Raw genomic sequence first — 20,527 nt, 5'->3', positions numbered from 1 at the left:
GATTTGAAGCTCCAAAATACAAATATCCAACGACAAATAAATTCAGAAAGAAGGAAAAGCATTAGATTCTCAGGAATTGTAAGAAGATTAACCTCGATTACCTTGAAACGCTGTCAATCCAATTTTTTATTATTTCCAAAACTTCCGGCGAAATGGTTTCTTCAATTTCCCCGTATTCTGAAACGGTACCGGTTTTACACTGTTGAAAAAGGTGGTTCAGCTGTTCCAGTTTTATGGTCTTGAAGTTTGTGTTTCCTCCTTCTTTAAGCGCTTCTTTTATGGCATTCAGGTTAATGTTAGCCGGAACCTGCAAGTCTTTTGCTCCGTTTAGCGCGAGTACCGGGCACTTTACTTTTTTTAATGTTGGCGCCGGATCGTAAGAGAGGAAAAAGCGAAACCAGGCATTGTTTACTTCCGCAACCTGTGCATCAATTGCGACTTTTTGTTCTGCATTTAACATTGGGTACATTCCGTTGGAATAGGCACGCTGTAGCCGATCAATTTGTTTGGCGGAGTCTTTTTCTGTCTGAATAATATTAAAAATGGCTTGCTGTAATTTGCGATTTTTATCAATCGCATTTTGGTCCATTCCCATTGCGGCCAGCAACAAATCGTTTTGTTTATATAGAATTTGTTCGCCCGTAATTCCTGGTCCTGCCAGAAGAACAATAAACGCAACATCTTTCGTTTGGCTGGCAACAAGAGGCGCAATCAACCCACCTTCGCTGTGTCCGATGAGACCAATTTTCTCCGGATTAATTCTATCTTTTGACTTTAGAAAATCAATTCCGGCAATAACGTCGCCGGCAAAATCTTCACTGGTTGCCTCTGATAAATGGCCTTCAGAACCACCCACTCCACGGTCGTCAACACGTAAAACCGCAATTCCGTTACGACTGAGAAAGTCGGCAATGACCCAAAAGGGCTTGTGTTGAAAAATGGTTTCGTCGCGGTCCTGAGCACCGGAGCCTGAAATTAAAATGACTGCCGGGCAATTGTTGGTATCCTCAGGAATCGTTAGCGTTCCGGCCAGTAGAAAACCGGATTTCGGATTGGAATACTCCACTTCTTCTGAGAAATAGGGAAACGGGCCTTGCGGTGTTTGTGGTCTTTTTAGTTTGGTAATGGTTTTTGTTTTCTTTAATGTAAGCGGAAATTTTGCTCCCCGCTGTTCCCATGTTCCTTCAAGGGTAGAGTCGTTTTTTAATTGACCTTCATAAACTCCCTGAATCATTTTTACAGTGAGTATTATTTTTTCTTTTTCCAGCGAAACTTTACTAACAGGTAAGTTTTCTGCCCCCTGCAATGGCACATCCATTTTGCAGGAAAGGCTGTCGTCTTCTGCGCTTATTCTGAAAATAACTCCCAGCTTTGCGGTTGGAAGTTCAATATTTCCGCTCCAGTTTCCAAGGACTCTTTGTTGGTTTGTTTCCTGCGCGAAGCTTATTGTTTGGAGGAAAAAAAACAGAACAAAGGCGGATAGAAATCGTTGCTGTCTCATCGTATCGGTTTTTATGTAAAGCTAATCATTTTTGCATGGAAAAGCCTCACAGAAATGCCTCTGTCCCGTTTTTCTTTCGTAATTTGGACAGCATTGAAAAACATATGCAAGAACTCAAAAAACAACTCGAAATTCTGTTGGTACATTATTTCCGGGAACAGTTGCCAACTTTCCCCAAAGGGAATCTGGATGCGGCGGAATCGCCGGATTTTATACTCTCGCTGAAAAAGAATCGTCAGAAAATTGGGATTGAACTGACCCGTTTAAATCCCGGAAATGCAAGTGTACCTGATGAAAGACAAACAGAAGTGAACAAGGAGCAGGAACATTTTATCGAATTGGCTCAGCATATTTTCGAACGTGAAAATCCGCATCGTTTGTTTGTGAAATTTTTGTTTTCGGATGAAGTTTTGATAACAAGTGAACGCCAAATGATGGCGTCGCTGCAAACAGCAAAACTTATTCGGCAGGCCTTAAAAAATAAAAAGCCCGGCAGTTTTTTTCAGATTTCTTTACACGATGGCGAATTGCCTCAAGGCATTCAAAATATTCTAATTATTGGGCACCCGGCGCTGACGGTGTCCATTTGGGAACGCTCCAATAATCTGGGTATTTCCAACGATGTGGTAGACGATATCAAAAAAGCCATTCATAAAAAAGACGAAAAACTAAAATTGTATCAAAAACAAAGGCTCAATTATTACTGGCTGCTGATTACCACCGACCGCCTGCGAGGCGTGAAGAATTTTAACCTGCCTAATAAAGTCATGAACCATCATTTCGAATCGCTTTTTCAGCACGTGTTTTTGTTTGATTTGATAAAGTCGGAGGTGTTTGAGTTGGTGTGAAAGGCGATGGGCTTCTGGCTGACGGTCATTCATTTTTGGTCACTGGCCATTGGTCATTAATGACCTTGTAACTTTTTAGCGGTCTTGGTTGGGATACGATATTTTTTCGTTCAACTCTTAACGTTCTGCTGTCCGCTCCCTGCTCTTCACCCACCACCAAAAACATCAAGACGTTTTTAATATCAAGCGGTTTTTAAAAAGGAGTGAGATAATTTTTAGGCCTGATTGTCTACCAGTTCCAGAAATGCATCTTTGTAAAATTGGTTTATTTGAATTAATTTTTCATGAGCTCCAACTGCGGAAACAGTTTTATCTTCAATGACATAAATTCTGTCGGTATACCGGGCAAGTTGAGGACGATGGGTGACAAATATAATTGTCATATCAGTTTTTATGCGTTGAAGCAGTTCGATAACAAAATGTTCCGTCCGTCGCCCCATGGCAGCCGTTGCTTCGTCTAGTAACAGAAGCTGGGGATAGCTGTACAACGCCCGGGCAAGCGCTATTAATTGTCGTTGTCCTCCCGACAGGTTGGTACTGTTTTCATTAACAATAGTTGCATATTCTTGTTGAAATTCCATAATAAAGGAATGAAAACCATATTCCTGACAGAATTGAATTACTTTCTCTGCATCCGGATTTTCTTCCAAACAAATGTTCTCCAGGATGGTTCCGTTAAACAATTGCACGTGTTGGGAAACAGAAGTAACCTTTTCTCTCCATTGATATAGGGAAGTGTTATCCCAATTTTCGTTATTAATTTTTATTTTCCCGGATTCAAATGAATGAAACCGTTGAAGAATGGAAAGCAAGGTACTTTTCCCACAACCAATTTCACCAAAAAGTGTAATAATTTCTCCTTTTTTTACATTGAAATTGATATTTTTCAGGAGAAGGCTTTTCCCCGGAAATCGGAAGTTTAGATTTTCGACACGTAACTGGTTTAATGAAGTTGAGGAATTGTCGGTTCTGAACTTTTTACTTTTATTTTGGGATTCAGTTTCGGGTTTTGCCGATGCAAATTCATACATTCTGTCAAATGCAATTTTTGCTTCCTGAAACTGAATATTTGCCATGGCAATATTTACCACTGATGTCCCCAGGCTGCCGATCAGGGTGATGATGGCCATCATCTGTCCCAACATGATTTGGTGTTTAAAACGAGATACGCAGACCATGAAATTATGCCGGTAAGCAGCATTGCGCTGGCGGCTGAAATCCAAAGGTTGATTTTTGCTCCCAGTAAACCCAATTCAAACACTTTTTGCATAAAAAATTCGTAAACTGTATTTACCACTTTGGCAAACAGGTTTTCGCGGTGAAAAGTTTTTATGGTTTTTACCCCGGTAATGGTATCGATGTATTTACTTTCGGTGGCGGCATACGATTGCATTACATTACGTTGTGCGGCAATTACCCTGCGGTTGTAGCGCCAGGCCAGCAACTCGAAAATGGGTATGGAAAATAAGCTGATAAAACCGGTTGAAACGGAATAGAAAAAGATATAACCGGCGGAAACCAAAACTATCATCACATCAATAACTACTTGGCTGCTCAACTGGACAACCGCCCGTTGAATACGTTGGGCATCGTTCATGCGGGCTACCATATCGCCGGTTGAGGTACTGTCGAAAAAAGGTTTAGGCAGGTAAAGCAGTTTGCCAAAAAAGTTTGAAATCAACCGAGTATTCATTTCCTTGCTTTGACGCACGAGGAAGATGCCACGGACATAACTGATTAATGATCTTGCCAACAAAATAGTACCAAAAATAATTACTCCAAATACAAGGGTGCGGATATCTTTTCCAGGTAGAATCTGGTCGATTAGCTTTTGCGAAAAAATTGCCGTAGCTAAACTCAACGACGAAATTACGATTCCAAGAAAAGCAGCGATTCCCAATACCGGGTAATCATCTTTAATCAGTTGTAAAAACCATTTCCGTTTGCTTTGGGACTCATTTTTTTTGGTTACGAAATTTTTACCGGGCACGAGTTTTAACAAAGCTTTGCTTTTCCATACGGCTGCCAGTTCTTCTTCGGCGTATTGTGTTATTCCCCAGCCGGGATCGCCGATGGTAAATTTACTATTTTCAAAACCATAACAAACCACAAAGTGCTCCAGCTTTTCATCTTTTAAAATATGCAGTATTACCGGCTCTTTTAATTCTTTCAGGTTTTTTGTTTCAGCTTCATATCCGGCCACATCAAAACCCAGATTTTGCGCCGCCTGGTACAAGCCCAAAAGGCTTGTACCGTTTAGGGTGGTGCCGCTTTGCTCCCGCAGTTTTTCCTGTGTGGTTTCACCGCCGTAATACTTTACAATGGATGCCAGGCATGCCAGGCCACAATAAAACTGGCTGTACTGTTTTACAAAGGTTTGTTTTATGTGGTGAATGTTGAGATCAGAAGGCATAAAGTTGAATTTTAAAAAACCACCAAGGGCTCATACACCTTGAGGGTCTGTTCGAAAATAATATAATAATATCCTTTTTCCTGCAAGAACGTATTGATTTTGCCACCTAACTGCATCCCCCTGGTTTGAGCCATTTGCATGGTTTCTTTTGAAATTTTACCTGTAGCGTCAGTCATTTTTTGTCCTAATGGCTACTCGTAAAAAGCAATTAGTTCTTTAATGTCGTCGTGGGTAAAGTGTTTTTTATACACCGGAATAAGTTGTTTGGTCAATTCCTCAATTTCCGTATCGAAAACTTCTGTACGCACCTGTTGCCACACCTCGTCAGGGGCGTCGGTTTTCATCATTTTGAACTGGGCAACCATTTGGTCGAATGCCATATCGTAAGCTGCCGAACCTCCGTTAATCGATAAAAGTTTTTCAATGTCGTTTTCAAAATCGTCAGTTTGGGCTGTGGTTAGCAAGCTTGCCAGTAAAAAGCCAAGAACATAAAAAAATCGCGTCATAATAAATGAGTTTAAAGATTAATAATTAAGATTTAAAGTATGTTTTGTTTTAGTGCTTTGTAAATGTGTTGTTTGTAGCATTAATAATTGCTTCGGATTTGGTTTCTCCAAGGAAATGCGTGATGAGTTTTCTGTTGGTTGCATAAATATAAACCGAGGGTATTATGGCTTTTCCAAAAACTTTTTGAAACCGGTTTTTTGTATCAAGTAAAACCTCACAGTTATCCAGTTCCCATAAATGGTAATCCGAGCAAAAGTTCTCCACCCGTTGCAACGAATCGTCGGGTGTAACCATTACCAATTGACAATGATTAAAGGCGTATGCATTTTGCCCGATTTCCTGCGCTTCATATTGGCAGTGCTCGCATTCAGGGTGAAAATAGATGATGACCAAAGGTTGGGTTTGGTTGAAATCATGGAGGTTGACCGGAATTCCGGATAAAGAATTAAATGAAGCGTCAGGTAAAATCTGAGTCTGTTTTTCGACTTCTTTTTTTTCGCTATAGTCTTCTATAACCTGATAGGTTAAGAATCCGCCTATAACAGATATAATTGCAATTATAATGCCTTTGTAAAACTTTCTCATAGGCTAACTCAGGTTTAAGGTTATAAACATTACCAACACCACCCAAAGTAATAAACCGCTGCCATAGGAAGTCGTTACCAGTTGCAGCGATTTACCAAATTTTACAGGCCGTTCTCCGTTGGCTTCGTTAATTACACCCACTAAAAGCCAGGCCAGTATGAGGAAATAACCAAGTTCAAAAATGTTTATTAAACTTAGCGGGTAAACAAACAGCGGGTCAACCGTGTTTTTATTCAGTAACTCCATTATTGAGAAGGGTTGAAATTGTAAGTCGTCTAAAGTGTTGACCTGTTTAAAAAAAATAAGGATGATGAGTTTGACGAGTCCAGCCAGTATATAGATGAAATCAGACAACAAAGCAACTTTTATTATCTTGCAGAATTCTATTTTCAGTTCTGTGAAGAATATTCCAGTATAAAGGAAAATACTAGTATAAAACGCTCTCAAAAGAACAAAAAAAGGTAAAATAATATAGCTGACCCCTTGCCATCTTTTATGGATATTTAACATGTCATCAATTCGTTCAAACGCAAGCCTTTCTCCAAACAACTGATAATATAAATCAGTCGTTAAGAAAATGGAATTAATAGCGTATGTAATCAAAATAGATAATACTGACAATATAATATACGTTTTCCACCCATTAGATTGTATAAGATATTCATTCATTTGTAATAATAAATGTTAAGAATAACGTGAAACTCAAAAAGCAAAATTGATTTAGATACTTCATATGGTCACAACAACCCTATTTCTATTTAATTAAGTCGTTTTCTATCCAATTCATGACCATACTTTTGAAATTTTCGGCTTTAACGTGATAATAATTAGTCCAGTATATTACGTAGCCCCAGTTGAAAATTGCAACTAATGTTATAATATTAAGCATCGTATTGAAATCAAAACCTGTGTAATAAAGTATAATGAATAGAAGAGCACAGGTGATTACTACAAAAATGAATTGTAGAATCATTACTTTTTTTAAACTTACCTCCAACATCCCTGAAAGTAAATTCCAACCCCGTAACTTATCTGTGATTTTTATTTTTTCGTTATCTAAAAATAAAATTATGATTTCTTGGTTCAAGCCAAGATTTATCACTACACTTTTTCCACTTTCCTTATAATTAATCTTATACCGATTAAGTTTTGTAATTACTTTTTCTTTCATGATTTTTTCCATCGTTATTTATGTACATAAAATAAAACATTTATTAATTTAGCACTGAACTACAATTTTGGAAACAATATTTACGATTTGAGACAAACAATAATTTAGGTATTACAGCAATGAGATACATGCTGTAATACCTATTTATTCAATCAAAACATCCGTAGACAACTGCTCCTGCCCAAGCACCGGTAGCAATGCCGATTCCCATGCCTCCTGTAAGTCCTACAGATAATAAGCCTGTAAGCCAAACACCTCCCAGAAATCTACATGAATTATTGTGTCCTCCTCCTTTTATTGATTCCATTTGGAATAAGTTTATTTTTTTCATTTTATTAAATTATTATGTTATTCTGCAATAAATATCAAACACGTCACCCCATATAGAAATTGCTGAAGGCATTGTAGTTCTGGTCAGTAACCAAATTGGTATCGAATAGAAACAAGATAGTCCCCCTGTAGTTTTTTCCATCTTTTCAAAACTCAATTCTTTCATAATTTTAGAATTTAAGTGTTAATACTTCAGCAAACCCCGACTTTTTACAACTGCCAGTTTGTAAAAGTGTGTCCCGGATGGTAGTTTTTTTACTAAAACCTGTTAACTTCGCAACGGGCTTTACGAAGCCTGAATTACATCCCCGGGCCGGGAACAAAGTAACGAATGGAACTGCCCCCGGGGAGGCTTACCCAACGAATTTGTTTTTTCCTGTGAGAGTTAAGGTTTTCACTTTTTGGTTTTTTGCGTCCTGTTTTCGGGGTACGAAGACAGAGGGTTTTTTATTGATATTATAAATATAAAATAGAAAAATTAGAAAGTCAAAAATCGCCAAAGATTTTATTTGTTGATTATATATTTCAATTTGAATAATGTTTTGATTTATAGCAGATTATTAATTTTCTTAAAAATCGAATGTCTAAAAACATTCAATTTTAGGGGTTACCTTTTTCTCTGTGATATAATATGCTTATAGTCAAATAAATAAATATTGTCTTTACGCTATGATACAATTAAATATATATTATATTACAGCCAAAGCTTGCCAAATACGTAGTAATACCAATTCTGTTTCAAAATGAGCTTTAATCGAAATTTTGAGATTAAAATAGTTAATGCCGATATACCAATGAAAAGGCTTGAGGAGTATAGTGAACTTAAGGCTCATTTCATTAGATAATAGGTATTACCCTGATTTTTGGTGATTTAGACCTTTTTCCGGCTTTTTCTTAAAAATGACAAACCCTATCGATTTTATTGTCAATAGGTTTTGTTACATATGAACATTCCTCGGAGCTAAGGTTAAAGATGAAATAAATAAGGGGAGGAGAAAGAACAGAGACACCAACCTGAGAACTGATGTCTCTGCAATAATTACTAGTTTACAAGCGCGGCAATTCCGGCTCCAATAAGGCTGGAGTTAGGAACTTCCACGATTTCGTAATATCTTTTGTTTTCGCCTGAAAGAAATCCCTGCAAAAATGCTTCGAACAGAATCCTGAAGTTATTCATTTTATAAAAGGTTGTTCCTTCAATGGTCATTAAAACAGGTTTCTCCGGAGTTTTGGCTTTTCCGGTTTTCAGAATAACAGCGGCTAGGCTGGCAGCAGTAAGTTTGGCTGAACGCTGAATCATGGCATTGATGATTTCAGCAGCGGCTGCAGCATCTTCTTCTGTTACAAAAACGTCTGTCAACGGATTTGTTTTGAGTTCAATTCCGCATACATATTTATTTACCTCTTCCGATGTAAACTCGCCTACATTTTTCAGTTTTACTTTTGTTTCGGCGCTAAATACATCTTCGTTGGCTGCTGTTTTAAGCGCTGTTGTACACAGTCCTCCAAAATAACCACCCGAGATCATTTTTTCAAAAGAATATCTTCCCGGGTTTTTGGTTGTATTGTCAAAGGCGATGTCAATATCGGTACGAAGCATTTTATCAAAATTACCGGATTCAATATTGATAATCTGACTTTCATTTTGATTTAGGTTTGGTGTTTTGGTAATGTTTGCATTTTTTTCGATGTAACAAACATTTGTTCCGGTACCCAGAATAAATCCAAGATAAGTATCAAATTCCTGCCCCGCAGTTGCAGCCTGACCAGCCAACAGTGTCGATACAGTGTCGTTCATCAGAACAATTTGTTTGTTGGGTGTTCCCATGGACTGAAGCAGGTTTTCGCCAACCATTTGCCCGATAACTTCGGGGGCTTTTACCTCTTTACTCCATTCCAGTAGCTTTCCATCTTTATTTGGATAGATTTCTACAGCATAGGAAAAGCAAAAACCTATTTTATCTGATACTTCTTTATATTGTGTGAGGTATGCGGCCAATGTAGCAAAAAATTCTTTGTTTGATAATTCTTCGTCAACGGCAGGCATTTTTCTTTGCTGAAGGTTTTCAGTCACCAAATTCATTTTATCGTCAAACGACATTTTCACTGCCCTGAAATTTGTTCCTCCCGCATCGATGGCAACCACCGGTTCATTGGGTTTGATACTTCCTTCGGCCCCGATATAGGTAGGAATCATCATCAGGGAACTTTTTTCGCCTTCGAGGCCACCTTTCATATCTGCAATAAAATTATCGGTTATTGACTTCATGTCTAAAAATGAAGCCGACAGTTTGTGTGCTTTTAAGAATTGCTCTATTTTGCTCATAGTTTGTAATTTATTTGATTATAAAATATTTTCGATTTTGAAAACCCATGCATATTCGCTTGGATTATTTAAGGGTGTAATATCGGGTAAAGAGATAATAAGTTTATTTCCTGATTTTTTTGTTTTTATATTTCCTTCAGCTCCCAACATTATTACATTCCCTGTTTTATTGATTCCTTCTATTGTAACGGTTTTTTCTGGGAATTTTGTACAAATAACATACAAATCATTTTCTTTTTGTGTAAAGTAAATATTTTCCCCGGTATTTTTTTCGGCGCCATCCCATTTTCGTGTTCCGTAAATGGCTTCTCCGTTTATGTCGAGCCATTTCCCGATATCCAGCAGTCTTTGTTGCTGAATTACCGGTATTCTTCCGTCAGCTGTTGGCCCGATATCAAGTAAAAGGTTTCCTCCTCCTGCAACTTTTTCAACCAGTAGATCAATTAATGCATCTGAAGTCATGTAATTATCCAAATCTTCCACCTGGTTATAACCAAAAGAAGTTCCTATTCCACGGCACTCTTCCCAGGGACGAGTGGTTTCACCCACCCCCTCCTGGTCGTGAACCAAATCGTACTCCGTTGTATAAAATCCGCCATGAACTCCCCGGGTTTCTTTTCCCCAGCGATCATTTACACAAACGGTTTCTTTAACCGGAGACTCGTTATATAACCAGGCAAGAAAATCGGTGCTTTTCCATTTTTCGCTTGGGTAGTCCCATTCTCCGTCGGTCCAAAATACGTCGGGTTCGTAACGGTTAACCAAATCTTTCATTTGCGGAAACATATGGTCGTCTACATATTTTTCAAAATTGCTTTTGTAAAGCGGGTTGTACCATTCGTAAAGTGAGTAATAAAATCCCATGTGAAGACCGGCATCTTTAACTGCTTTTGTTAACTCTCCGCACAAATCGCGGTGCGGGCCAACATCAACACTGTTCCAGTTCCAGCTTTGTTCGCTGGGCCACAGTGTGAAACCTTCGTGATGCTTTGAAGTCAGAACGATATATTTTGCCCCCGATTTTTTAAAAACATCTGCCCATTGTTCCGGATTAAAATGTTTCGCATTAAAATTGGCGGCAAAATCCTGATATTTAAAATCTTCACCGTAAGTTTTATTGTGGTAATCGCGGAAAAGTTTACCCGCTTTGCTATTTTCATTACTACGCCACCAGTACCATTCAGCATATTTGGCGTAAACACCTATGTCGGCATCAGCCGGAGCCCAGGCAGGCACGGAATAAACTCCCCAGTGAATAAAAATGCCAAACTTTACATCTTCAAACCATTGCGGAACAGGCCGACTGTCAATCGATTGCCAGTTGTTTTCGTATTTCTGGGCTGATGAAATTAAACTGATTGTAATGGTAATTGCAATTAAAACTATTTTTCTCATTTTATTGGTTTAGGTATATAAACTATACTGTTATTTCTGTTACAGAAAATGTTCCTACAATATTATAAAATTTTTGATTGTTTGAGGAAAAAAAGGTGTCTGTAATCTTCAAATTAGCCGTCATATACATCTTTTAAGAAACACCTAAACATCTTTTGTTGCTTATTGTTAGTAAATACAAAAGAACCCTTCTGGTTTAACCCCTTCTAGAGGAAGTTTTTAAGTGTAAAAGCTGTCTAATTTAAAATATAATAATTATGAGAAATTTTACTCCAATCAAATTTGTTTTACTATTTGTAGGTATTACTTTTTTTTTACAATCACAATCTCAGATTTCACTAACTGCTGCTGATTTTGAAAGTATGTTGGAAACAGGAACAGAAATGACGACCTATTTGGATACAAGTTCGACACAAATCAATATTGGTTCTGAGGGACAAAACACATGGGACTTTACGGGACTGACTGTGTCTATTGAGTACGAAAGTGAAAATCAACAAAAGGCTAATTCTCCTTATGATTCCGAATTTCCGGATGCTGAATATGTTTCCTTCCACGAAGGTAATTTTGATACTGTGTTTGTGAGTACCTGGTCTTATATCTCAATTACAGGCGATTTGATTTCCTATGGCGCGGCTTCTGTGGCAAATACCTCCAACGGAGATGTTGAGACGGTAATTAAGTATGAGCCTGCGTGGGTAGAGTACCAGTTTCCTGTTACCTATCAGGATGAAAAAACATATTCGGGAACACAATCTTTAAAAACTTCTTTTGCTATTCCCGGTGGTGATGATGTAACGAACACAATAGAGCAGGATGTTAGTTTTGCTCAAAAGGTAGATGGTTATGGTGTGATGACGCTCCCGGGCGGAAAACAAGTTAATGCACTTCGGATAGTAGAAGTTACAACTTTTTTAAGTAATGGAATTGAAACAAGTTCAACTGTGATTAAATTTATATCAAAAACCGGTGAGATTGTTTCTGTTACCCCTGTAAATAATAACGAAACCAGTGGAATAATTACTATTTCCAGTGCAAGCTGGACCGAAGGAACAGGAGGTGGAAACGTTGTTGAAACGCCTGATGCTCCTTCCGATTTGTCAGCAACGGCAGGGACTGAAGATGTTGATTTGATGTGGACCGATAATTCGGACAACGAAACCGGTTTTTATATTGAGCGTTCTGATGATGGAGGTGATTTTATGCTAATCGACAGCACCGGGGCTAATGTTGCTACTTACACTGATACTTCTGTTATGGTGAATGTTGAATATACCTATCGAATAAGTGCCTACACTTCTGAAACCATGTCGGATTACAGCACAACAATGAGTGTTACCATAACCGCGACCAATGCGTTTGTTGTTGATAACTCCGAAAACGTTTTTTCTCTCGGACAAAATTATCCCAATCCGGTTTCGTCAAATACGATAATTCCATTCCAACTGCCTCAAAACAGTCAGGTAAGTATTTCTTTACTAAGTGTTGAAGGAAAGTTGCTAAAGGTATTGTTGAACAAAGAAATGGCGAAAGGAGAGCATAAATTTAATTTTAATGCAGAAGGATTAGAAAATGGAATTTATTTTTACCGGTTAAGGTCCAATAATTTTGTTGAATCGAAAAGTATGCTGATTAAATAGTAATTCTTTAAATGGTTTTCGTATAAAAAAGGACTGTCTCAAAAAGTTTCTAAGGTCGTTTTTTGAATTTATTTGAGAATCCAAATAAATAGATAATAATATCATGAAGATCCTGAACCAAGTTCAGGATAAAGCCGAAACAGACTTTTGAGACCGTCTCCTTTTTCTATTTTAAGAAAAAACTAACTTCCGTTAAATTCGCGGATTGCATCCAGCATTGCAACAATATTTTCTGCCGGAACATTTGCCTGCGTGTTGTGGACCGTATTAAAAATAAAACCTCCGTTTTTGTTTAAAATTTCGCAATTTTGAAGTACGTGTTTACGCACTTCCTCCGGTTTTCCAAAGGGCAGTATTTTTTGTGTGTCAACGCCGCCTCCCCAAAAAATAATATTGTTGCCATATTTTTCCTTTAGTTTTTTAGGATCCATCCCGGCTGCATTTATCTGAACCGGGTTAATGATATCAAAACCAGCCCGGATAAAACTATCCATAAAGGTTTCAACAGCGCCACATGAATGTTTAAATGTTTTCCAGGCTGTATTTTCATGAATCCAGTTGTTCATTTTTTTGTAATAGGGGAGCCACATCTCATCAAATTGTTCCGGAGGACAGAAGGTTGAGGTTTGGGTTCCAAAATCGGTTCCGCAAATAAAAACAGCATTTACTTTGTTGCCCACAACTGCAAAAATACGGCGGAGGTTTTCAATTGCGATTTCAACCTGTCTTTCAAAAATGGTTTTTATATAATCGGGCCGTGTAATGGTGCTCATATACCATTCTGCAACGTCACGAATTCCTTTGGGGCTTTTAAGTTGAATTCCGGGTACCAGGGCAATATCGCCGAGAGCAGTTCCCCCAAAGTTGGCAATTACTGCTTTCCCTGAGAAATAAGCCTTGTCCACTTCAACGCGCCAGTGTTCCAGTTCGTCGTCTGTTATTAATCCAAATTCTTCGAGGTTATTTTCTACATTTAACTCCTCTTCAACAATGGGTTTCTGGCGGATGATAGCATCAAAAAAGAATCCCGATTTTGGCATCTTTGCTGAAGCGGGAACAGAGATGTCGCCTTCCGGATGCATGAGTGTATTTCCATTTTCATCGGTTGTTACATTAAAATTCTCAGGAACCATAACCCGTTGTCCCCATGGTGTTTTCCATTCTTTGAAAGGGGCATGGTTATAAAAGCCAAACATGCTGTTTTTACCCCAGGCTCCAACTACATCGATGCCGATGGAATCGATAAGTTCCCAACCAACCTCACCGAGCATTTGAAACGGTTCAATTACCCGGATGGGTTTTCGCTGAAGACCAAAGTGCCTTCGTAATTGAGAAATGGTTTGTACATGAATACCGGTTACCCCTGTCGAGCCCAGATCAATTACGATTCTGTCGGGTTGCTGATGATTTACAGTTTTTAAAAATTGTTGCCTTGAGTCCATATTCAGTTTAGTTTTAATCAAATTAGTTTACTGTTTCAAAAGTCAATTCATATCAAATTTCGTCAATTGTACGGTATTTTCAATCTGTTTTATGAAATGTTATTAGTTGAATCTTTTATCAGTTTTTCCAGTTCTTCAAGTGAAAGGCCTTTGGTTTCAGGAAGATATTTCCAGATGCTGGTAAAACCGGAAATATAAATTGTCGATTATTGCTTAACAGTCAAGTATTTACGCATGTCCAATCAATAACATATTTTTTCCTGCCAAATTTTTACCGGGTTTTTCGTCGTAACAAGCACCTAAAATATATACGATTATTGCGCTGCTGACCACCCAAGCTTTTATGAATTCATTTGAACAAAAAGAAATCAGGATAAAAGGAATGTTTTCCGAGATATTAAATCCAAAAGGCAATCCTCCGGGAGCAGTTACCAATGAAATCGTTAACGGATAACGAAAGTTCACATTCATTAGAACAGGTTTAGATTAAGGTTTGAATTTACGAAATAGAATGGTTTCGTCGGATGATAAATTTAAAACAGAATTATTCAAAATAATTTTTCCGGGGTAGGATTAAAATTATCCGTTAGAATATTTTGTTTCAATCGGAAGAATTTTATAGTAAAGAGGGATTTAGGCAGGGATTTCTGTTGGTAAGGTATTATAAGGAATGAAGAGAAATCCTGATATTCAAAAAAAAATTCTCTTCATTCTGTGATATGGACATAATATTTTAAAGACTTTTTAAATAGTCCACTACCTTGGTGTGACCATTATTTTGAGCGAACATCAGCGCATCTTCTCCGTCAACATCCTTTAAGTTTGGATTTGCACCATATTCCAAAAGAATTTTAATGTTTTCAAGTTGTCCCTCGGCTGCTGAAAACATAAAAGCCGTGAAATGTTCCACTTTGTCCTGAATATTAGGCTCTGCATCTTTTTCAAGGAGAATCTTTACAGTTCCAGGAAAAGGACCTGAAGCAGCAAACATCAATGCTGAACGCCCGTTTATATCTGTTAAGTTAACATCTGCATTGTATTTTAAAAGCTCTTCAACAATCTGCTTGTAGCCATTGAAAGATGCATACATGAGCGCTGTGCGACCGTCTCCATCTTTTTCATTAACATCAGCACCTTTTTCAAGAAATTCTTTTACTTTTTCAAAGTCACCGTTGCTTGCAGAAGGCAATATTGTATGTGTTGATTCAGTTTGCTTTTGCGTTATTTGCTGTTGTTTTTCTGAAGGCGAGGTTGGACTGTTTTTTTCTTTTTTCCCTCCGGAACAAGCAAATAAAACAACAGTTGTCAGAATCAAAAACGTATTTATCAATAAAATATTTGCAGAATTTTTGCTTTTAGCCATTTTTAGATTAGAGTTGATGTTTTAATATTTTAGCCAAAACTAATCAAATTAATTTTCTTTCTACCCTTTGAAGGGCTTTGGTTCAAATTTGTTTTTTTGAAGCTATCGTTTCCAGTACTCAATTCCTGGATTCTCTTTTACTTTCTCCTTATATTCCTTTATAAAGTTTTGGTTTGAAACATCACTGTCATTGTATTTTTCTCTCGATTTTTCCAACTGCTGGTGAAGTTCCTTCTTTATGTCATCGTAAGCGGGGTCATCATAAACATTTTTCATTTCCATCGGGTCTTTTTCCAAATCGTAAAGTTCCCAGTCGTCGATGTCATAATAGAAATGAATAAGTTTATATTTGTTGGTGGTAATCCCGTAATGACGCATTACGTTGTGTTCTGACGGATGTTCGTAATAGTGATAATAGTGTACTTTTCTCCAGTCAGCAGGTGTCTCTCCTTTTAGAATGGGCAGCATGCTTCGTCCCTGCATTTCAGGGGGAACATTAGCTCCGGCAATATCGATAAAGGTTTCTCCAAAATCGAGGTTGGACACCAGGTCGTTGTTTACGGTTCCGGGGTCTACAACGCCTGGCCAGCGAATTAATAATGGCGTTCTGAGTGATTCTCTGTACATCCAGCGTTTGTCAAACCATCCGTGTTCACCCAGGTAAAAACCCTGGTCGGAACTGTAAACTACTATTGTATTTTTATCCAGTCCGGTTTCCTTTAAATAGTCCAGCAGTTTACCGACACTTTTATCAACTGCTGATATACACGCCAGATAATCTCTCATGTAGCGCTGGTATTTAAAGCGCACTAAATCTTTACCTGTTGGATTGGTTTTTTTGAATTCTCCATAAATAGGCCCGTACACTGCATTCCAGTGTTTTAGCTGTTCTTCGTTTAAGCCCCGGCGTGGCTGGTCTGTCATTTTCAGATCCCGCTCAAGGGTCATGGTATGAGCAATGGTCATATTGTTTTGGGCTGCTGCCTCCCGGTCTCCGGAATAGTCGTCAAAAAGCGTTGCCGGTTCGGGGAAAGTTACATCCTCGTACATCCCCAGTTCGTTGGGGCCGGGGTCCCATGCCCGGTGCGGGGCTTTGTGCCACATCATCACCATAAAAGGCGTTGTTGAATCTTTTACACCGCTGAGCCATTGGATGGTTTTGTCAGTAATAATCTCAGTGGTATAACCTTCCATATTGTACTGGCCATTTTGGTTGATGAATGTGGGATTGTAATAACTTCCCTGCCCGGGAAGAATATCAAAATAATCAAAACCTGTAGGCGTGCCTCCCAAATGGAGTTTGCCGATTACTGCAGTTTTGTAACCTGCTCTTTGAAGAACCTTGGCATAAGATTGCTGGCTAAAATCAAACCTGGAGCCCATTGTGTTATCAATAAAACCATTCTCATGGCTATACTTTCCGGAGAGGATTGTGGCACGCGAAGGTCCGCAAATGGAGTTGGTAACCAGACAGTGGTTAAAACGCATACCCGCTTCGGCCAAACGGTCGATGTTAGGTGTTGGTGCGATTTCAGCCAAATCTCCACCATAAGCGCTTATCGCCTGGTAGGCATGATCATCGGCCATGATAAAAATAATGTTGGGTCTTTGTTTCTGCTGCTCGCCAGAGTCAGAGTTGCATCCTGACAATACAGAAACTAAAACCAGTATTATCAGAAATATCGAGGTTAATTTTGTTGGTTTCATTTTATTGAGTTAGTGATTTTGTTGATTTCTCTTTTGCCGCATCAAATCTTTTTCTCATTGTTTCCAGGTCGTTTTTTGCAGAGGCATCATTTACCAGATTTTTATGTTCTTCCGGGTCTGATATGTGGTTATACAATTCCTCATTTTCTTCCCCAACTTCGGCTCCCCAACGCGTGTATCTGTAGTCGCCAAAAACCAAAGTTCCCGATTCACCCCGGTCGGTTACCGTAAATGCGTCAGTTTTTTTATCCGCTTGCTCGCCATTTTTTATGACGTCAGCGAGGCTTTGACCCTGCAAAATATCAGGGGCTTCTTTTGAATATCCGCAGAGATCAACCAATGTCGGGTAAAGATCAATAAGTTCAACAATGGATTGAAACTCCCCTCTGTAATTATCCTCTGTTCCAGGAACTGAAATAATCAATGGTACCCTGACGGTCCCTTCCCATAAACTGGTTTTGGACCAGCAATCGTGTTCACCTAAATTGTAACCATGATCGGAAAGGAAAATTACGATGGTGTTTTTGCGTAAATCCAGTTGGTCGATCGTGTTTAGAAGCCGCCCAACCTGTTGATCCATAAACCGCACACTGGCCATATATGAACTTATGGTTTTCTTTTTCTGAAGTTCATTCATACCCCAGATTTTTTCGTTTTGTCTCCGAAGTGCCTGTTCCGGTACATCATCGCTAACCACAACCGGTGGCAGAACCGACTCTTCGTCGGGATAATGGGCAAAACAACTTTCAGTTGAAATAAGCGGAACGTGAGGTCTTACAAATCCAACGGCCAGGAAAAAAGGAGCATCCGGTTTTATCTTTTTTTTGTTTGTTGCGCCTTCAGCCGGCTTTTTCGCACGACTTTCGAGGATGGCAATGGCCTGGTTGGCGGCGATATAGTCGGTTTGGTAAAAACGTAGTGAATCGGGTAAAATCATTCGCGCAAAGTTGCCTCCGTAATGAAGGCTTTTTGGGGAAAGCAACTCCAGTTTACCCGGGCTCAGGGTTTCCGGTCCCATCACGTTAAAAGCGTAATCCCATGAGGTGGGGTCGTCGCCTCCCGGTTCTCCGCGTTCAATTCCACCGGGTACTCCCATATGAAATATTTTTGATACGCGGGCCGTGAAATACCCCTGTTCCCTGAAAAATCCAGCCATTGACGGATGGTCTTTTAAAGCCGGGTTTATTTTTTTGTAGCTACCAGGTTTGTCGTCATTTACCAAAACGCCGTTGCTTGCCGGGTATAAACCACTCATAATCGATGCTCTTGACGGTCCGCAAAGCGGATACTGGCAATAAGCTCTGGTAAACATAACGCCTTCACTTGCCAATCGGTCAAGGTTTGGTGTGTGTTTGTTTACATCCATATAAGGGCCTATACGTGTGTTCAGATCATCGGAGAATATGAGCAAAATATTGGGTTGGGCATTTGAAAAATTTGGCAGGATAAACCAACACAAAAGAAATAAGTACCTGCTCAGGGAATTTATTCTTACTATGGCAGCGCTAAATAAACTCATTTGACTTCTTTAATTCATTATTATTTTATCATTGTGCCTGAACATCGAGGTAGGCTTTCAGATATTTTTGATCGTTAGCATCGCTGTCTTCGTAATATTCTCTGGCAGTGTCGAGTTTTTCGTGCATCATTTCCCGAACGTCGGCATACGCCGGATCGTCGTATACATTTTTCATTTCCATTGGATCTTCTTCCAAATCGTATAATTCCCATTCATCAATATCATAATAAAAGTGGATGAGTTTATACCTGTCGGTAGCTACGCCGTAGTGCCTTTTTACCATGTGAATAGACGGGTATTCATAATAGGTGTAATAAGCAAAATCGCGGAATTGTTCTGTTTTGCCACCTACGAGGTCGCGGAAAGACTCTCCCTGCATTTCGGTGGGAGTTTCCAATCCCGCATAATCAAGAAATGTGGGGGCAAAGTCAAGGTTTTGAACCAACTTGTTAATTTTTGTTCCCGGTTTAATTTCTTTGGGATATCGTATGAGCAACGGTGTTCTGAAAGACTCTTTGTACATAAAACGTTTATCAAACCAGCCATGCTCTCCGAGGTAAAAACCCTGGTCGGAAGTGTAAACAACAATGGTATTGTCGGCCAGTCCTGCTTCATCCAGATAATCGAGCAATTTTCCAACTCCTTCGTCAACCGATGCAATACAAGCTAAATAATCCTGCATATAACGTTCGTAGCGCCAATGCATCAGTTCTTTTTTGTCTGATTTTATCGACGGATAGATTTTTTTGAATTCTTCATTTATAGGTTGATACACAGCGTCCCAGGCAGCTTTTTGGACTTCATCCATTCTTCCGGTGTTGTTATTAAAAGCATTTACTCCCCAGTTTGAGGTTTCTTCTATCCCAAGCTCGTCCATTACCTCAGGATAAAGTTTTGAATCGCCGGCCCAATTCTGATGTTTCAAAATATTCATTTCAGCTTCTTTTGCTGCTGTTCCTCTGCCTTCAAAATCATCAAAAAGAGTAGCGGGCTCTTCAAATTCCATTTTAGTGTATTGTTTGTAATATTTTTCGGCGGGCATCCATTCGCGGTGGGGGGCCTTTTGATGATACAGCAGACAAAATGGTTTATTCTGATCACGTTTATTTTTTAACCAGTCGAGGGCTGTTTCTGTAATAATCTCAGTAACGTATCCCTTTTTTTGCACTTTTTTGCCTTCAATAAGGAAATCAGGGTTATAGTAGTTTCCTTGTCCGGGAAGTACCATTGAAAAATCAAACCCCTGCGGAATTCCATCCAGGTGGATTTTTCCAATCATCGCTGTTTGGTAACCATTGGCCTGAAGTATTTTGGGAAAATTGGGTTGATCCCAGTTAAAGGCTTGTACATTATCTACTTTGCCATTTTTAAAACTGTGTTTTCCGGTGAGTAAAACAGCCCGGCTTGGTGCACAAAGCGAATTGGTGACACATGATCTGGTGAAAATAGCCCCTCCTTCGGCGATCCGATCGATATTCGGCGTTTGGTTAATACCAAAACCGTATGCGCTAATTGCCTGGTAGCCGTGATCGTCGCTCATTATATAGATGATATTGGGTTTTTGCTCCTCTTTTTGAGGAGTAGAGGTACAAGCAAAAATTCCTGTTATAACTGCGACAATGAAAAGTGATTTTAATAGATTTCGCTTCATTTTGTGATTTTTCATTTTTGTTGTGGATGATTTGACCGTTTTTTAGATTATATTTCTTTCTCCCGGGTGATTTTTTAAATTAAAAGTTTTAAGAATACATTTAAGCTTTGTGCCATATACAGTGTAAAA

The 20,527-nt window shown here is 38.9% G+C and carries 19 protein-coding genes; 2 read left to right on the top strand and 17 right to left on the bottom strand.

Translation table 11 applies throughout. The annotated features are described in order from the left end of the window. Positions 1–97: 97 nt before the first annotated feature. Complete coding sequence (locus GM418_RS07635) at positions 98–1,501, bottom strand: alpha/beta hydrolase family protein (protein WP_158864761.1); 1,404 nt, start codon at positions 1,499–1,501, stop codon at positions 98–100. Between the two features lie 35 nt (positions 1,502–1,536). On the opposite strand from GM418_RS07635, the gene GM418_RS07630 reads away from it, so the two are divergent. Further along, the gene (locus GM418_RS07630; RefSeq protein ID WP_158864759.1) at positions 1,537–2,349 is read left to right on the top strand and encodes a hypothetical protein; all 813 of its coding nucleotides are present in this window, start codon (positions 1,537–1,539) and stop codon (positions 2,347–2,349) included. 215 nt (positions 2,350–2,564) lie between these two features. Here the strand turns inward: GM418_RS07630 and GM418_RS07625 are convergent, their stop codons facing one another. The 10 genes from GM418_RS07625 to GM418_RS07580 all read right to left on the bottom strand — a co-directional run bounded on the left by GM418_RS07625 (position 2,565) and on the right by GM418_RS07580 (position 11,076). Next, positions 2,565–3,494: an ATP-binding cassette domain-containing protein gene (locus GM418_RS07625; protein ID WP_158864757.1), complete on the bottom strand. Its 930-nt coding sequence runs from the start codon at positions 3,492–3,494 to the stop codon at positions 2,565–2,567. Continuing rightward, on the bottom strand, positions 3,479–4,762 hold the full coding sequence (locus GM418_RS07620) for a cysteine peptidase family C39 domain-containing protein (protein WP_158864755.1): 1,284 nt from the start codon (positions 4,760–4,762) through the stop codon (positions 3,479–3,481). Before GM418_RS07620 ends, GM418_RS07625 begins: the two co-directional genes overlap by 16 nt. An 11-nt stretch (positions 4,763–4,773) precedes the next feature. Further along, positions 4,774–4,938 carry a hypothetical protein gene (locus GM418_RS07615; RefSeq protein ID WP_158864753.1) on the bottom strand — a complete coding sequence of 55 codons (165 nt, stop codon included), beginning with the start codon at positions 4,936–4,938 and terminating at the stop codon, positions 4,774–4,776. A 15-nt stretch (positions 4,939–4,953) separates the two neighbouring features. Then, positions 4,954–5,268: a DUF2059 domain-containing protein gene (locus GM418_RS07610; protein WP_158864751.1), complete on the bottom strand. Its 315-nt coding sequence runs from the start codon at positions 5,266–5,268 to the stop codon at positions 4,954–4,956. A 49-nt stretch (positions 5,269–5,317) separates the two neighbouring features. After that, positions 5,318–5,854, bottom strand: a complete 537-nt coding sequence (locus tag GM418_RS07605; RefSeq protein WP_158864749.1) for a TlpA family protein disulfide reductase — start codon at positions 5,852–5,854, stop codon at positions 5,318–5,320. A 3-nt stretch (positions 5,855–5,857) separates the two neighbouring features. Continuing rightward, a complete protein-coding gene (locus GM418_RS07600; protein WP_158864747.1) occupies positions 5,858–6,100 on the bottom strand; it encodes a hypothetical protein in 243 nt (80 codons plus the stop codon). A 508-nt stretch (positions 6,101–6,608) separates the two neighbouring features. Beyond that, positions 6,609–7,025, bottom strand: coding sequence for a hypothetical protein (locus GM418_RS07595; RefSeq protein WP_158864745.1), 417 nt, complete (start codon positions 7,023–7,025; stop codon positions 6,609–6,611). A gap of 148 nt (positions 7,026–7,173) precedes the next feature. Then, on the bottom strand, positions 7,174–7,332 hold the full coding sequence (locus tag GM418_RS07590) for a hypothetical protein (protein ID WP_158864743.1): 159 nt from the start codon (positions 7,330–7,332) through the stop codon (positions 7,174–7,176). Between the two features lie 1,065 nt (positions 7,333–8,397). Then, complete coding sequence (locus GM418_RS07585) at positions 8,398–9,681, bottom strand: hexokinase family protein (RefSeq protein ID WP_158864741.1); 1,284 nt, start codon at positions 9,679–9,681, stop codon at positions 8,398–8,400. 18 nt (positions 9,682–9,699) lie between these two features. Then, positions 9,700–11,076 (bottom strand): alpha-L-fucosidase, encoded by a 1,377-nt coding sequence (locus GM418_RS07580; protein WP_158864739.1) that lies wholly within the window; start codon positions 11,074–11,076, stop codon positions 9,700–9,702. Positions 11,077–11,333: 257 nt separating this feature from the next. On the opposite strand from GM418_RS07580, the gene GM418_RS07575 reads away from it, so the two are divergent. Continuing rightward, positions 11,334–12,716, top strand: coding sequence for a T9SS type A sorting domain-containing protein (locus tag GM418_RS07575; protein ID WP_158864737.1), 1,383 nt, complete (start codon positions 11,334–11,336; stop codon positions 12,714–12,716). 182 nt (positions 12,717–12,898) lie between these two features. On the opposite strand, the gene GM418_RS07570 is transcribed toward GM418_RS07575, so the two are convergent. The 6 genes from GM418_RS07570 to GM418_RS07545 all read right to left on the bottom strand — a co-directional run bounded on the left by GM418_RS07570 (position 12,899) and on the right by GM418_RS07545 (position 20,398). Beyond that, positions 12,899–14,158: a uroporphyrinogen decarboxylase family protein gene (locus GM418_RS07570; RefSeq protein WP_158864735.1), complete on the bottom strand. Its 1,260-nt coding sequence runs from the start codon at positions 14,156–14,158 to the stop codon at positions 12,899–12,901. 228 nt (positions 14,159–14,386) lie between these two features. Then, entirely contained in the window at positions 14,387–14,629 is a 243-nt protein-coding gene (locus tag GM418_RS07565) for a hypothetical protein (protein WP_158864732.1), read from the bottom strand. 262 nt (positions 14,630–14,891) lie between these two features. Beyond that, positions 14,892–15,521 carry an ankyrin repeat domain-containing protein gene (locus GM418_RS07560; protein ID WP_158864730.1) on the bottom strand — a complete coding sequence of 210 codons (630 nt, stop codon included), beginning with the start codon at positions 15,519–15,521 and terminating at the stop codon, positions 14,892–14,894. Positions 15,522–15,623: 102 nt separating this feature from the next. Next, positions 15,624–17,228 carry a sulfatase family protein gene (locus GM418_RS07555; protein ID WP_158864728.1) on the bottom strand — a complete coding sequence of 535 codons (1,605 nt, stop codon included), beginning with the start codon at positions 17,226–17,228 and terminating at the stop codon, positions 15,624–15,626. Between the two features lies 1 nt (position 17,229). Beyond that, entirely contained in the window at positions 17,230–18,747 is a 1,518-nt protein-coding gene (locus tag GM418_RS07550) for a sulfatase (protein ID WP_158864726.1), read from the bottom strand. Positions 18,748–18,775: 28 nt separating this feature from the next. Next, a complete protein-coding gene (locus GM418_RS07545) occupies positions 18,776–20,398 on the bottom strand; it encodes a sulfatase family protein (RefSeq protein WP_158864724.1) in 1,623 nt (540 codons plus the stop codon). Positions 20,399–20,527 lie beyond the last annotated feature (129 nt).

The sequence above is a fragment of the Maribellus comscasis genome (genome assembly GCF_009762775.1).
Classification (GTDB): Bacteria; Bacteroidota; Bacteroidia; order Bacteroidales; family Prolixibacteraceae; genus Draconibacterium; species Draconibacterium comscasis.
This window is presented reverse-complemented; position numbering and strand designations above follow the sequence as displayed.